The sequence below is a fragment of the Nocardia sp. NPDC127606 genome (assembly GCF_042671725.1).
GTDB lineage: Bacteria > Actinomycetota > Actinomycetes > Mycobacteriales > Mycobacteriaceae > Nocardia.
In genome coordinates this window covers 213,295-227,991 of the sequence record NZ_JBHXWQ010000001.1, presented here as the reverse complement: position 1 = coordinate 227,991, position 14,697 = coordinate 213,295, and the positions used below count along the sequence as shown (strand labels likewise).

Annotated in this window: 13 protein-coding genes and 1 pseudogene; 4 read left to right on the top strand and 10 right to left on the bottom strand. The window is 68.6% G+C overall.

From position 1 onward, the window contains the following. Positions 1-70: 70 nt before the first annotated feature. The 5 genes from ACFVJ5_RS01105 to ACFVJ5_RS01085 form a co-directional block, all read right to left on the bottom strand. A complete protein-coding gene (locus ACFVJ5_RS01105) occupies positions 71-1,084 on the bottom strand; it encodes a hypothetical protein (protein WP_379217861.1) in 1,014 nt (337 codons plus the stop codon). 174 nt (positions 1,085-1,258) lie between these two features. Next, complete coding sequence (locus ACFVJ5_RS01100) at positions 1,259-1,525, bottom strand: YciI family protein (RefSeq protein WP_379217860.1); 267 nt, start codon at positions 1,523-1,525, stop codon at positions 1,259-1,261. 3 nt (positions 1,526-1,528) lie between these two features. Further along, the gene (nusB, locus tag ACFVJ5_RS01095; RefSeq protein ID WP_379217859.1) at positions 1,529-2,047 is read right to left on the bottom strand and encodes a transcription antitermination factor NusB; all 519 of its coding nucleotides are present in this window, start codon (positions 2,045-2,047) and stop codon (positions 1,529-1,531) included. 2 nt (positions 2,048-2,049) lie between these two features. Further along, entirely contained in the window at positions 2,050-2,613 is a 564-nt protein-coding gene (gene efp / locus ACFVJ5_RS01090) for an elongation factor P (protein WP_067452307.1), read from the bottom strand. Positions 2,614-2,677: 64 nt separating this feature from the next. Then, the gene (locus tag ACFVJ5_RS01085; RefSeq protein WP_379217858.1) at positions 2,678-3,799 is read right to left on the bottom strand and encodes a M24 family metallopeptidase; all 1,122 of its coding nucleotides are present in this window, start codon (positions 3,797-3,799) and stop codon (positions 2,678-2,680) included. 160 nt (positions 3,800-3,959) lie between these two features. Between ACFVJ5_RS01085 and ACFVJ5_RS01080 the strand changes: the two genes are divergently transcribed. From ACFVJ5_RS01080 to aroB, 4 genes and pseudogenes are all read left to right on the top strand, one after another. Then, complete coding sequence (locus ACFVJ5_RS01080; protein WP_379217856.1) at positions 3,960-4,433, top strand: prepilin peptidase; 474 nt, start codon at positions 3,960-3,962, stop codon at positions 4,431-4,433. A gap of 182 nt (positions 4,434-4,615) precedes the next feature. Next, positions 4,616-5,824 carry a chorismate synthase gene (aroC, locus tag ACFVJ5_RS01075; RefSeq protein WP_379219738.1) on the top strand — a complete coding sequence of 403 codons (1,209 nt, stop codon included), beginning with the start codon at positions 4,616-4,618 and terminating at the stop codon, positions 5,822-5,824. Positions 5,825-5,880: 56 nt separating this feature from the next. Then, positions 5,881-6,435 (top strand): annotated as a pseudogene (locus tag ACFVJ5_RS01070) (shikimate kinase); the annotation flags it as partial. An 884-nt stretch (positions 6,436-7,319) separates the two neighbouring features. Then, the gene (gene aroB / locus ACFVJ5_RS01065; protein WP_101467074.1) at positions 7,320-8,438 is read left to right on the top strand and encodes a 3-dehydroquinate synthase; all 1,119 of its coding nucleotides are present in this window, start codon (positions 7,320-7,322) and stop codon (positions 8,436-8,438) included. A gap of 100 nt (positions 8,439-8,538) precedes the next feature. On the opposite strand, the gene ACFVJ5_RS01060 is transcribed toward aroB, so the two are convergent. The 5 genes from ACFVJ5_RS01060 to alaS all read right to left on the bottom strand — a co-directional run bounded on the left by ACFVJ5_RS01060 (position 8,539) and on the right by alaS (position 14,641). Next, positions 8,539-8,979, bottom strand: coding sequence for a B-4DMT family transporter (locus ACFVJ5_RS01060; RefSeq protein WP_379217854.1), 441 nt, complete (start codon positions 8,977-8,979; stop codon positions 8,539-8,541). Positions 8,980-9,086: 107 nt separating this feature from the next. Beyond that, positions 9,087-9,905 (bottom strand): shikimate dehydrogenase, encoded by an 819-nt coding sequence (locus tag ACFVJ5_RS01055; RefSeq protein ID WP_379217852.1) that lies wholly within the window; start codon positions 9,903-9,905, stop codon positions 9,087-9,089. 1 nt (position 9,906) lies between these two features. Then, positions 9,907-11,433, bottom strand: a complete 1,527-nt coding sequence (gene mltG, locus ACFVJ5_RS01050) for an endolytic transglycosylase MltG (protein WP_379217850.1) — start codon at positions 11,431-11,433, stop codon at positions 9,907-9,909. Then, positions 11,430-11,978, bottom strand: a complete 549-nt coding sequence (gene ruvX, locus ACFVJ5_RS01045; protein WP_379217848.1) for a Holliday junction resolvase RuvX — start codon at positions 11,976-11,978, stop codon at positions 11,430-11,432. The genes mltG and ruvX overlap by 4 nt, the downstream gene beginning before the upstream one ends. Next, positions 11,978-14,641, bottom strand: a complete 2,664-nt coding sequence (gene alaS, locus ACFVJ5_RS01040; RefSeq protein WP_379217847.1) for an alanine--tRNA ligase — start codon at positions 14,639-14,641, stop codon at positions 11,978-11,980. The genes ruvX and alaS overlap by 1 nt, the downstream gene beginning before the upstream one ends. Positions 14,642-14,697 lie beyond the last annotated feature (56 nt).

The window sequence follows — 14,697 nt, the reverse complement described above, 5'->3', positions numbered from 1 at the left end:
AGCGCCTCCGCCGGTTTCCTCGTACACCCACCGGCGGAGGCCGTCGGGCTCATCCCGGGGCATCGCGCAGCTATGGTGCCGGGGAGCCCGGTTCCGCGGTCGCCTGCGCGCTCGATGCCGACTCACCGGCAGGCTGGTCGCCGATCACCTGCTCAGTGGCGCCGAGTTGCAGTGCGCGAGCGAGTTTCACCTGAGCTCGCCGCAGGTCCTGGCCGACGATCTGCAAGGTATGCGGTTCCGCGAGGCCGCGCTCACGGATCAGTTCGGTCACGTTTTCCAGACGCAGCAGCGAGGCCTCGAGATAACCCTGCAGGACGGCGATTCGATCGGCGGGGACTGTCTGAACAGTCCTGCTCGCCAGCGATTCCAGGTCGCGCTGTGCCTTGAGGGTGTCGGAGGTGAGCACCGCGAAAACGCCCCAGAGGTCGTCGACCGCAACGCCCGCGATCTGAGCGCGCAGCGACTCGTACGACTCGTTGCGGCGTGCCGAGGCTTCTCTGACGTCGCGCAGCGCATCGTTGAGGTGCGATTTCATCGCGTCCGGAATGCGATAGACCTGATTGACCTCGGCTGTTCCGATTCGCTCGGCGACCCGGCTCACGATCGCCAGCGCGTCGTCGATATCGGTGAGCGCCACACGCAGCAGGGGCGCGGTCGCGTGAAACCGTGGATCCATCGCCTGCAGATCGTAGAACTCGTTGATCCGCTTGCCCGCCACCGCGATGTCGCGGCTGAGCAGTGCGATGTTCTCGTGTAGCCCCATGGCGTGCAGTCGCTGACCGACGGCGAAATCCAGTGCCGCAGCGACATTGGGGTCGCTCGGTTCGTGGATGTGGTGGACTGCCGACGCGATCCCCGAACGAGAGAACGCCTTGGTGAAGAAGATCGTGCTGATCGACAAGGACAGACCGAGCAGGAAATCCGGTTCGGCCTTGAAGACGTGGCCGATGTTCCCCCGTGCCGAAATCAAGCTTGCGCCGATCATCACAAGACCCAGTGCGGCCCAGAGATATTGCGCCCTCGTCATGTGCCAGCTGCTCAGCGCCTGGTTGTCGCCCATCTTCTCCCCCACTGCAGCGGTCATGCGCGACCACGGCTATCTCACTACGCATCCTCCTGTACGACAGCGTGATTCGCACCCCCGATCACGAAACTGCCGCCGCGTCCCGCCGAGACGGGTGGCATGCGAGACCGATCGCTGCCGGTAAACGACAACAGCCGCACGTTCACTCGGAACGTGCGGCTGCGAGAACGGGATTCACGCCGAAACGGTGATTTCCCATTCGTGGATCGTCAGGTCCGAGGCGCCGGTGGTGTGCAGCGGGTCGGAGTGGGCGATTGTCGTTGCGGCGGTGAGGCTTTCAGCCAGGATGACATAGGCGCCGCCGCTGCCGTCGGTGAAGCCGCCGCTTTCCTGGAGCTGACCCTCAGCGAGCAGTTCCTGCAGGAAGGTGCGGTGTGGTTCGATCACCGAGGCGTCGAACGCCGGGGTGCGTTCGGCCATCACCAGGTACTTGCGCGCCACTCCTCAGTCCTCCGACTCGCCGCGCGCGGCCTTCGTGGCAGCCGTTGCGGCCGCGGCCGCGCGGACCTGCGGCGCCACCTGCACGACCTGGCCGAGCACGCCGTTCACGAACGACGGGGAGTCGTCGGTGGACAGTTCCTTGGCCAGCTCGACAGCCTCGTCGACCGCGACGACCGGGGGCACGTCGGTGGCGTGGAACAGTTCCCACACCGCGATCCGCAGAATGGCCCGGTCGACCGCGGGCAGCCGCTGCAGGGTCCAGTCCTGGAGGTAGCCCTCGATGGTGCCGTCGACCCGGTCGAGGTCGTCGGCGACGCCCTCGACGAGGGTGGTGGTGTAGGCGTGCACGGGGGCCACGCTCTGATCGCGGGTCGCCAGCTCAGCGCGATCCGAGAGCAGCACGGAGACGTCGACATCGCGCGCCTCCGCCTCGAACAGCAGGTCCACGGCCCGGCGGCGCGCCTTGTGGCGCGCGCCGAGCTTCTTGAACGAGCCCTTCTTGTCTGCTGGGGAGTCGGTCACGATCAGCCGTTGACGCGGCCGAGGTAGCTGCCGTCGCGCGAGTCGATTTTCAGCTTGTCACCGGTGTTGATGAACAGCGGAACGGCAACCTCGGCGCCGGTTTCCAGGGTGGCGGGCTTGGTGCCGCCGGTGGAGCGGTCGCCCTGCAGGCCGATGTCGGTGTGCTGCACGACCAGCTCGATGGTGACGGGGAGCTCCACGAACAGCGGCGCGTCCTCGTGCACGGCGACCTGCACGCCCATGTTCTCCAGCAGGAAGCGGGCACCGTCACCGATGGTGGCCTCCGGGATGGAGATCTGGTCGTAGGTGTCACCGTCCATGAAGATGTAGTCGGTGCCGTCGTGGTACAGGTAGGTCATGTCGCGACGGTCGACGGTCGCGGTCTCGACCTTGACACCCGCGTTGAAGGTCTTGTCGACGACCTTGCCGGACACGACGTTCTTCAGCTTGGTCCGCACGAACGCGGGGCCTTTGCCCGGCTTCACGTGCTGGAATTCGATGATCTGCTGGAGCTGACCGTCGATCTTCAGCACAAGGCCGTTCTTGAAGTCGCTGGTGTCCGCCACTGTCCTCGGATCTCCTCGTTCGTAATATTGCGTACTGGGGGTTACTGCGTTCTGCGCGCCGACGTCAGTCGACGACGATCAAGTCCTTGCTGGTGCGGGTGAGCAGTTCCGGGCCCGCTTCGCGCACCACGAGCGTGTCCTCGATCCGGACCCCGCCGCGGCCGGGAAGGTATACACCAGGTTCGACGGTCACCGCCACACCAGCCAGAAGTGTACCGGTACTCGTTTTCGCCACTCCGGGTGCTTCATGGATCTGCAGCCCGACGCCGTGACCGAGACCGTGCACGAACTGCGGGCCGTACCCCGCTTCTTCGATGATCGTGCGGGCCGCCGCGTCGACCTCGCTGGTCCGCGCGCCGGGTTCGAGGGCCTCGGTTCCCGCGCGTTGCGAGCGGGCGACCAGTTCGTAGATCTCGCGCTGCCAGTCGGCGGGGTTGCCCAGGACCAGGGTGCGGGTCATGTCGGAGTGGTAGCCGTTGACCACCGCGCCGAAATCGAACTTCACGAAGTCACCGGTGGCCAGGACGGTGCCGGTCGGCCGGTGGTGCGGAATGGCCGAATTGGCGCCGGCGGCGACGATCGTCTCGAAGGAGATCGCATCGGCACCGTGCTCGAACATCGCCCATTCGAGGTCGCGGGCGACCTGTCGCTCGGTGCGGCCCGGCCGCAGCAGACCCCGCTCGAGCAGGGTGGCCAATGCCTTGTCGGCGGCCGTGCACGCCGCGCCGAGCTGGTCGACCTCGTAGGGGTCCTTGACCATGCGCAGCTGTTCGACCAGGCCCGAGGTGGGGACGAGTTGCAGCCCGGTGCGCAACTCCTGGAACGCGGTGTGCTGATCGACGGTCACCACATGGCTCTCGAAGCCGACGCGACCGAGCTGCCATTCCCCGGTCAGCTCGAGAACGCGGCGCGCGGTGGCCCGGCAGATCTCGGCCTGCAGATCGGGGACCTGTTCGGCGACCTGAGCGGAGTAGCGGCCGTCGGTGCCGATGACGGTGCGGTCCTCGGCGCCGCGCATATCCCACGAATGCACCAGCACAACGGCATTGGATCCGGTGAAGCCGGTCAGGTAGCGGATGTTGACCAGATCGGTCACCAGCAACGCGTCGACGCCGTTTTCCACCAGCAGGCTCCGCAGGGCACCGCGCCGGGCCGCGTAATCGGGAGCCGTGTAGTCAGCACACATGGGTCAACGCTACCGCCCGGGGGGCGACACGTCGGCACGCGATACTCCGGATTCCGTGCGGCGGGCAAGGTGGATACGGCTTTGTTCACATGCGCGGACGTTGTCCACATTCTCGGGTACGGCCAAGTTTCGGCGGTCGCGGCGCAGCACGATCGATCCCATGACCACTGCCGCGTTCTGTTGCCTCATCGCCTGGTGCCTGCTGCTGGGCGTCATCGACATCCATGCCCGTCGCCTTCCCAACGCGCTGACCGGCGTGGGTGCGGCCGCGGTGTTCCTGTTCGCCTTCTGGACAGGGGAATTGGAGACCGCGGTGATCGGCGCCGCGCTGTTGACGATGCCGTACCTGATCACCCACCTGCTCTCCCCGGCGGCGCTCGGCGCTGGTGATGTGAAGCTCGCGGTTGCGCTCGGGGCTGCCGCGGCGATCGCCGGACCACCCGCCTGGGTGTGGGCCGCGCTGGCCGCACCACTGCTCACCGCCGCGGCCGCGGTGGTGCTGCTCGGCGGTGATCGGCTGCGTACGGTGCTGGGTCGTGGTTCGCGGCAAGGGCGCGCGGCACCGGCACGGCGGCTGGTGCCACACGGCCCCGCGATGTGCCTGGCCACCATCACCGCGATGGCACTGGCATGAGCGCCGGCGCGACGCGCCGAGACGATTCCGGTGACGGGGTGTTGTCGGCGGTCCGGAGCAGGCCGGTTCGGCCGGATCAGGGCGGCGGCCGCCACCGCGCGGCCCGGCTCGGCGGCGACGTGCCGCTCGTCACGTCGGCCCGCATTCCCGACTACACGTGTCGACATGGGAAGATAGTCGGCGTGTTGCGCTGGATAACTGCCGGAGAATCCCATGGTCCCGCTCTCGTCGCCCTCCTGGAAGGGATGGTCGCCGGAGTCGAGGTGACATCGGACGATGTCTCCGCACAGCTCGCCCGCCGCCGGCTCGGTTACGGGCGCGGCGCCCGGATGAAATTCGAGGCCGACAAGGTCACCCTGGTCGGTGGCGTGCGCCACGGCCGCACCATGGGTGGTCCGATCGCGATCGAGATCGCCAACTCCGAGTGGCCCAAGTGGACCGAAGTGATGTCGGCCGATCCGATCGACGAGACCGAGCTCGCGGGAATGGCGCGCAACGCGCCGCTGACCCGCCCGCGCCCCGGTCACGCCGACTACTCCGGGATGCTCAAGTACGGCTTCGACGATGCCCGCCCGGTGCTCGAGCGGGCCAGCGCCCGGGAGACCGCGGCCCGGGTCGCCGCGGGCACTCTCGCGCGCAACTTCCTGCGTCAGGCCTTCGGTGTCGAGGTCGTCTCGCATGTGGTGTCGATCGGCGCCGCCGCCAACACCACCGGTGTCACGCCGGGCCCGGCCGATCTCGACGCGATCGACGCCAGCCCCGTGCGGGCGTTCGACGCCGACGCCGAGGCGGCCATGATCGCCGAGATCGAAGCGGCCAAGAAGGACGGCGACACCCTCGGCGGCGTCGTCGAGGTGATCGTGGACGGCCTGCCCATCGGGCTCGGCTCGTTCGTCAGTGGTGAACAGCGTCTGGATTCGCGCCTGGCCGCCGCCCTCATGGGCATCCAGGCGATCAAGGGTGTCGAGGTGGGCGACGGGTTCGAGACCGCGCGCCGACGCGGCAGCCTGGCCCACGACGAGATGCGGCCCGGCCCTGACGGCGTCCTGCGCTCGACCAACCGCGCGGGTGGCCTCGAGGGCGGCATGACCAACGGCGAGGCACTGCGGGTGCGCGCCGCGATGAAGCCGATCTCGACCGTGCCGCGCGCGCTGTCGACGGTCGACATGTCCAGCGGCGAGGAAGCCGTCGCCATCCACCAGCGCTCCGACGTGTGCGCGGTGCCCGCCGCGGCCGTGGTCGCGGAGTCGATGGTGGCGCTGGTGCTGGCGCAGGCCGCGCTGGAGAAGTTCGGCGGCGACTCGCTGGCCGAGACCGTCGACAACATCACCAGTTACGTCAAGCGGATCGGTAGCCGCCCACACGTGCCCGCGGACAGCCGTATCCCGTGACCGAGCAGGGGCAGGAGGGGACCGCGCCGGAGAGCGACGCGGGCCCCTCACCGGCGATCGTCGAGCCCGGAGCTCCTGACACCAGCGACAACCGGACCGCACCGTCGGCACGCGTGGTGCTGGTCGGGCTGCCCGGCTCGGGGAAGTCGACCATCGGGCGCAAGCTGGCCAGGGAACTCGGGGTGGAGCTCTACGACACCGACGCGGGGATCGAGGCCGATACCGGCCGTACCATTCCCGATATCTTCGCCACCGACGGTGAGAAGGAGTTCCGGCGGATCGAGGAAGAGGTGGTGCGCCGCGCCGTGCTCGAGCACGACGGCGTGGTTTCCCTCGGCGGCGGTTCGGTGCTGTCCGAACGGACCAGGGATCTGCTGCGGGACGCTCTCGTCGTCTACCTGGAAATCAGTGTGTCCGAAGGGGTTCGGCGTACCGGCGCGAGCAGTACCCGTCCACTGCTCAACGGTGTCGACCCCGCTGCCAAGTACCGGGATCTGATGCGCGAGCGTCGCCCGCTCTACCGCGAGATCGCCTCCGTGCGCGTGCGGACCGATGGGCGGAGTCCGGGTCGGGTGGTGCGGATGATCCTGGCCAAGCTCGGTCTCGAATCGGTGCGCACCGATCTGCCGTCTCCACGTGTGAACGCCGGAAACACCTCGCCCGCTTCGGGTTCGGTCACCGGCAGGCCCGGAACGGGCAGCAATCGGTCCAAGAACCGGCGACGTGCCAGGGCGCGCGCCGCCGCCGCGCGCCGAAGCGGTGCCGACCAGACGGGTGTGGCGGCCGTCGAACGTCGCGACGCCCCGGATGATCAGAATCGTTCGGGGGCAACACAATCCGCGACCGATCGGACGGCAGTCGACGACACCACCGGCGCCACTCGCACGGCGGGTGCGGCGCAGGGTGAGTCGCGCACGACCGCCGGTCGACGGTCCCGGCGTAGCAGGTCGCGCCGAGGCGGTGCGCGGATCCGGCCGGCAACCACCGTTGCCACCCGGGAAACCGGCGGCACGGTGGCCGAGAGCCCGGAAAGCCGCGCGAGCTCGAAATTAGAGGGCCGCGCGGGTACAGCCGAAAACCCGCCGGGCAACCGCACTACCGACGCAAGCCAGCCAGGCAACCGCGCTGCCGGCGCCGGGGGGCGGGCGGGCAACCGCAGCACGCCGGGTAGTCGAGTGGGCGGCCGCAGCCCGGTCGCGGGAAGTCAGGCGGCCGGTCGCAATGCCGGTCGCGGCAGGCGGGCGGCGAGCCGCGAGGCAGGCGCCCCGACGCGGGCCGGCCAGCGCGGTGGCGAGTCTGCCGGACCGTCGAGTACGACCACCGCAGATCCTTCGGCGGAAAGCCGGACCGGGGCACCGCAACAGGTGCAGCGGGCCGGACCATCCGGTGACGCGGATCGTGGGACCGGCGCCAACGAACGCCGACGACGCGGGCAACCGCGGCGACGCGGCGGACGACGCAATAACAATGACCAGAAAGAATCGGAGCAGCGCACGTGACAGAGCCGAACATCATCCAGGTTCGCACCGCCGACCCGTACCCGGTGATCATCGGCCGCGGGCTGCTCGGCGATCTCGTCGAAGCGGTCAACGCGGGCAATGCCGTGCGGACGGTGGCGATCTTCCATCAGCCGCCGCTGGCCGAAACCGCTGAGGCGGTGCGTAAAGCACTGGCCGACACCGGGATCGACGCGCATCGCATCGAGATCCCCGACGCCGAGGACGGCAAGGAACTGGCCGTGGCCGGGTTCTGCTGGGAGGTACTCGGCCGGATCGGTCTGACCCGCAACGACGCCATCGTGAGTCTCGGCGGCGGCGCCGCCACCGACCTGGCCGGCTTCGTCGCCGCCACCTGGATGCGCGGGGTGCGCATCGTGCACGTGCCGACCACGCTGCTGGCGATGGTCGACGCGGCGGTCGGCGGCAAGACCGGCATCAACACCGAGGCGGGCAAGAACCTCGTCGGCAGCTTCCACGAGCCCAGCGCCGTGCTGGTCGACCTCGCGACCCTGGAAACGGTGCCGCGCAACGAGATCGTGGCGGGCATGGCCGAGATCATCAAGGCCGGTTTCATCGCCGACCCGGTGATCCTCGACCTCATCGAGGCCGATCCCGAGGCTGCCCTCGACCCCACCGGCGATGTGCTGCCCGAACTGATCCGCCGCGCCATCCAGGTCAAGGCCGACGTGGTCGCCGCCGATCTCAAGGAATCGAGCCTGCGCGAGATCCTGAACTACGGCCACACCCTCGGCCATGCCGTGGAGCGCCGCGAGCGTTACCGCTGGCGTCACGGCGCCGCGGTGTCCGTCGGCCTGGTCTTCGCCGCCGAACTCGGCCGCCTGGCCGGCCGTCTCGACGACGCCACCGCCGATCGGCACCGCACCATCCTGGAAAGCGTCGGCCTGCCCGTCTCCTATGACGGCGATGCGCTCCCCCACCTGATGGACGCGATGCAGACCGACAAGAAGACCCGTTCCGGTGTGCTGCGTTTCGTGATCCTGGACGGCCTGGCCAAGCCCGGCCGCCTCGAAGGCCCCGATCCGTCGCTACTGGCCGCTGCTTACTCGGCCATCGCCCGCGACACCACCCCTGGCACGTCGCCGATCATGCTCTGAGATCCGAGCTCTGGCACTGTTCGCGCCCCGACACCGTGTCGGGGCGCGACAGGAGGATCTACCTCGCGGCCGGTTCCGTTGCCGGGGAGAACGACTCCGCTCAGCTCGCGGTGGCGAATTCGGGTTCCGCGCGAGTGGCGGATTCGCTCGAACGGCGCGACCGTGAGTAGCCGAAGGCGACACCCGCCAGCGCGGGCAGGAAGATCAGCAGCAGGATGAACGATGCCGCGGAGGTCAGTTCGTAGAGGATCCCGGCGTCACCGAGTTCGATCCCGGGCACCTGATCGAGGACCCAGCACACGGCCGAGCTGGCCAGGCCTGCGCCGAACCCGGCAGCCAACCAGCGGACAGTGAGGCCGTCGGCGCCCGTGCGGCCGTCGCGCACGCCCCAGACGACAACCACGGCGACGATGGCGAGCAGACAGGCCGCCCGCCAGAAGGTGCCGTACGTGGGCCAGGAGGCCATGGCGAGGCCGAGCAAAACGCGCAGGGCGACGACCAGCGCGCCGAGGACGGTGGCTCGTAACACCCAAGCGGTCATGAAGAACACCTTAGCGGGCCAAAACTAGAACCGGTGTCAATTCGACGGATCGGTCGGTGACGTCGAAAATTCGCACTGCACTCGGCGGTGGTCACCGGAGCCGTCGTCTACTGCTGCGGAAGGGACGCTTCCAGCGCGGCGGCCATCGCCGCACGCGGCGCAGGCTGGCCGGTGAACAGTTCGACCTGTCCGTATGCCTGATTCAGCAACATCTGCAGGCCGCTGACCACCGTGTGACCGGCCGCCTCGACCGCCGTCGCGAGGGGAGTCGGCCACGGGTTGTAGATGGCGTCGAGCACGACCGGCGCCGCTGCTACCGCTGGTGCGATCGCCGCGGCCGCCTCGGCGGGCACCGTGCTCACCACCGCACCGGCTGACGCGCACGCCGCGCGCACCTGCTCCGTATCGAGCGGCACGACCGTGGCCCACATACCGAGCCGGTCGGCCAATTCCAGTGCGCTGCGTGCCCGTCCGGCATCGCGGGCGATCACCGTGACCTTCTTCGCCCCGAGTTCGGACAGGGCAAGCAACGCGGGCCTGGCCGTTCCCCCGGCACCGAGCACGACGGCCTCGTCGATCGTCGAGACGCCACCACCGCGCAGCGCACCGAGTACGCCGTCGACATCGGTGCAGTCCGCCGACCACCCGGCATCGACGCGCACGAGGGTATTGGCCGAGCCGACCAGCACCGCGCGTTCGGTGCGCTCGGTGGCCACCGCCAGCGCCGCTTCCTTGCCCGGCATCGTCACCGACAGCCCGACCCACTCCGGGCCCAGCTCACCGACGAGCCCCGGCAGCCGCGCGGCGTCGCATTCGATCCGCTCATAGCTCCAGTCCAGGCCCAGCGCGCGGTAGGCGGCCAGGTGCAGCTGGGGTGAGCGTGAATGCGCGATCGGCTGACCGAGAACAGCGGCCTTGCGACCCATCTCAGCGCCCACTGTCGAGAATGCCGCTCTGCTCGGCCTTCACGATATTGCGCAGGTGCTCGGAGTAGCTCTCGGTGAACAGGGTGGTGCCCTTCTTGTCGATCGTGACGAAGTACAGCCACTTGCCCGGCTCGGGATTCTCCATCGCCTGCAGGGCTTTGAGCGAGGGCGCGGAGATCGGGTTGGCAGGCAGGCCCGACATCGCGTAGGTGTTCCACGGCGTGACGGTGTTGCGGTCGGAGTCGGTGGTGGCGACCTCGGTCTCCTCCAGCGAATAGTTCACCGTCGAGTCGAACTGCAACGGCTGGTCGATCCGCAGCCGGTTGACGATGACGCGCGCGACCTTCGGCATGTCCGGCGCCAGCGCCTCGCGTTCGACCAACGACGCCGCGATCAACGTCTGGTAGGGGTTGAGCTGGGTTTCGGCGCCCGAACGCAACAACCCGGTGGACTCGTAGAGCGCCGCGCTCGCGGTGATCAGCTGACGCAGGATCTGCACCGGCCCACCGCTGGGATCGAAATCCAGCGTGCCCGCGGAGATCAGCCCGTCGAGCTGCCTGCGCCGGTCGGGAGCGGCCGCGACCGACGCCTTGGCCCAGTCGGGCACGCCGAGCGCGGCCAGGTCGGCACCGGCGCCCGCGGCATCGAGCTGCTCATAGGTGACGCACTTGGCGGCGGAACCGGTACCGAGGCAACTGGCGGCGGCGATCTTGGTGTAGATGCCTTCCGTGGGGGCGCCGGTGTGGACATCGCGCCGGTTGTGCAGCTGACGTCCCTCGGAGATCACGACGTTGCCGACGCGCGAGTCCTTCGACACCAGCGAGGTCACCGCGTGTGCGGCGGGACTGTTCTTCTGGACTGCGTAGAACCCGGGCTGCACACTGTTCATGTTCGAATTACGCACGGCCGCTTCGTAGAACGCTTCCGAACTGGCGACGACACCCTTTTCTTTCATGGTGTCGGCGATCTGGGTGGCGGTATCACCGGAATGCACCTGGACCACCACGAGCTCACCCGGTGGGCCCGCGAAATCCTCGGCGGGCGCGAGGCTGCCCATCAGTTTGTACCCGGCGAAACCGGCGGCGGAGACGAACAGCACGACGAACACGGCCGCGATCACCCACATATTGCGGCGGCGCTTCTTACGCTCGGCCGCCTTGCGCGAGGCGATCCGGGATTTGGCGCGTCCTCCCGGCTTGTTCCGACCCGGCGGCTTGTTCCGACCGGACGCCGCACCGGGGCGGCCACGCTCGGCCGACGCGGCGCGCTGCCCGACGCGACGCGGCGGGGCGACCGGCTCCGGCTCGGGTTCCGGTTCGAGAACGTCTTCCAGGACCTGGTCGTCGTAGATCTCGTCCTCGTAGCGCGGGATGACGTCGGTGCCGTCCTCGTCCCACTCGCCGCGATCCGGCGCCGCGTCCTCGCGCACCGTGCGGGCATCGAGCCCCCAGTCGTCGCGGCGGGGGTAGCGCCGATCAGCTTCCCGAGCCCGGTAGCGTTCCTCGGCTCTGGTCCATCGGTCGGTCATGCATCGTCTCCGACCCTCGCCGTATCTGCTGCGTCCTTCAACACCGAACTCCGCTCGTCCAACCATCCTTGCAGAATCGACACGGCTGCCGCCTGATCGATCATCTGCCGCTGGCCACGTGCGCGAACTCCACTGTCGCGCAGCGCACGTGCAGCAGACACCGTAGTCAAACGTTCGTCGGAAAGGCGTATCGGAATCGGGTCGATCACGCGGCGCAACTGCTTGGCAAACTTACGCGCGATGGCGGCCGCGGTGCCGTTTTCGCCGCGCAGCGTGCGTGGCAGACCGATGATCACCTCGACCGCTTCGTATTCCCGCACAATGTCGGCAATTCTTGCGATATCGGCGGGTGGACCTCCGCGCCCACCAGATTTGGCGCGCGCGACGGTCTCGACGGGGGTGGCGAGGATGCCGTCGGGGTCGCTCGAGGCGACTCCGATGCGCACGCTACCGACGTCGATCGCGATCCGGCGGCCCCGGCCCGGGTCGGTCTCCGGGTCGGGGCGGTCGGCGGATTCCTCGCTGGACGAACCAGGGGTGGTCATCAGCCGGCGAGTTCGGCCACCCGGGCACGGACCGCGGTCAAACCGGCCGGGATACCCGACGGATCCGAGCCCGCGCCCTGCGCCATCTCCGGCTTGCCGCCACCACGCCCGGCGATACTCGGCCCGAAGGCCGCGACCAGATCGCCCGACTTGAAGCCGAGATCCTGGGCGGCCTTGTTCACGGTCACCACGAACGGCGCCTTGCCCTCGACATTGCCGAGCAGCACGACCACCGCGGCCTCGCTGCCGAGACGGCCACGGATATCGGTGGCCAGCGTCCGCAGGTCACCGGCCGACACGCCCTCCGGCGCCGCGGCGGCCACCAGGCGCACCGCACCGACCCGCTCGGCCTGTTCGGCGAACGTGCCCGCCGAGGACAGCACCGCGGCGATCTTGGTGCGCTCCAGTTCCTTCTCGGCCACCTTGAGCCGCTCCACGAGCTGCTCCACACGCCCGGGCACCTCGTCGGAGGGTACCTTCAGCGACGACGCGACACCGGCCAGCAGCGCCCGCTCCTTGGCCAGGTACTTGTAGGAGTCGAGGCCGACGAAGGCCTCGATTCGACGCACGCCGGAACCGACCGAGGCCTCACCGAGCAGGGTGATCGGGCCGATCTGCGAGGAGTGCTCCACGTGGGTGCCGCCGCACAGCTCCATCGAGAACGGGCCGCCGATCTCCACGACGCGCACCTCGTCGCCGTAGTTCTCGCCGAACAGCGCCATCGCGCCCATCTTCTTGGCGTTGGGCAGATCGGTGACGAAGGTGTTCACCGGGAAGTCCGAGCCGACAGCGTCATTGGAGACGGCCTCGATATCGGCCTTCTGCTGCTCCGACAGCGCGCCCTGCCAGTTGAAGTCGAAACGCAGGTAGCCGGGCTTGTTCAGCGAACCCGCCTGCACGGCGTTGGGGCCCAGGATCTGACGCAAGGCGGCGTGCACCATGTGCGTGCCGGAGTGGCCCTGGGTGGCGCCGCGACGCCAGGCCGGATCCGCTTGGGCGAGAACGACATCGCCCTCGGTGATCTGCCCCGCCTCGACGGTGGCCTTGTGGACCCAGACCTTCTTGGCGATCTTCTGCACATCGTTGACCTGGAGCTTCAGCCCCGAGGCGGTGATGGTGCCGCGGTCGGCGATCTGACCACCGGACTCGGCGTACATCGGGCTGCGATCGAGGATGACCTCGATGTCCTGGCCTGCCGTGGCCACCGGGACGCGCACGCCGTCGGCGATCAGGGCCAGCACAGTGGCCTCGGAGGTCAGCTCGTCGAAACCGGTGAACTCGGTGGCGCCACGGTCGACCAGTTCCTTGTAGACGGTGAGGTCGGCGTGCGCGTGCTTGCGAGCCTGGGCGTCGTCCTTGGCGCGCTTGCGCTGCTCGGCCATGAGCGAGCGGAAACCGTCCTCGTCGACGGAAAGGCCTGCCTCGGCGGCCATTTCAAGGGTGAGGTCGATCGGGAAGCCGTAGGTGTCGTGCAGGGCGAACGCGTCGGAACCGGTGATCTGCTTGCCGCCCTTGGACTTCACCGCGGTGGCGGCGTTGTCGAACAGGGTCTCGCCGGTGTTGAGGGTCTTGAGGAACGCCATCTCCTCGCCGACCGACACCGTCTCGATGCGCGAGAAGTCGGTGGCCAGTTCGGGGTAGGACGGCGCCATCAGGTCGGTGACGACCCTGATCAGCTCGGCCATCACCGGCTTCTCGGCGCCGAGCAGGCGCGCCGAACGCACGATGCGGCGCAGCAGGCGGCGCAGCACGTAGCCGCGGCCGTCGTTGCCGGGGTTCACGCCGTCGGCGATGAGCATCGCGGCGGTACGGGCGTGGTCGGCGATCACGCGGAAGCGCACGTCGTCGGTGTGGTCGACGCCGTAGGAACGACCGGTGAGTTCCTCGGCCTTGTCGATGATCGGGCGCATCAGGTCGGTCTCGTAGACGTTGTCCACGCCCTGGAGCAGGAACGCGACGCGCTCGACGCCCATGCCGGTGTCGATGTTCTGCTTGGGCAGCGGGCCGAGGATCTCGAAGTTGTCCTTGGAGATGCCCGCGCCGCGCTCGTTCTGCATGAACACGAGATTCCAGATCTCGATGTAGCGGTCCTCGTCGGCCTCGGGGCCGCCCTCGACGCCGTACTCGGGGCCGCGGTCGTAGTAGATCTCCGAACACGGGCCGCACGGGCCGGGGATGCCCATCGACCAGTAGTTGTCGGCCATGCCGCGACGCTGGATGCGGTCGGCGGGCACGCCCATCTCGAGCCACATCCGCTCGGCCTCGTCGTCGTCGAGGTAGACGGTGACCCACAGGCGCTCGGGGTCGAAGCCGTAGCCGCCGTCTTCGACGCTGTCGGTGAGCAGCGTCCAGGCCAGCGTGATGGCCTCACGCTTGAAGTAGTCGCCGAAGCTGAAGTTGCCCGCCATCTGGAAGAACGTGTTGTGGCGAGTGGTGATGCCGACGTTCTCGATGTCGAGGGTGCGCACGCACTTCTGCACGCTGGTCGCGGTGGCGTACGGCGGGGTCTGCTGACCGAGGAAATACGGAACGAACTGGACCATGCCTGCGTTGACGAACAGCAGGTTGGGGTCGGCCAGGATCAGCGAAGCACTGGGGACCTCGGTGTGTCCGGCACGGACGAAATGGTCCAGGAACCGTCGTCGAATCTCGTGGGTCTGCACAAATACCCAGCCTACCGGGCCGGTGCGCGTTGTTTTGAATCGACCGGGGTGGTCCA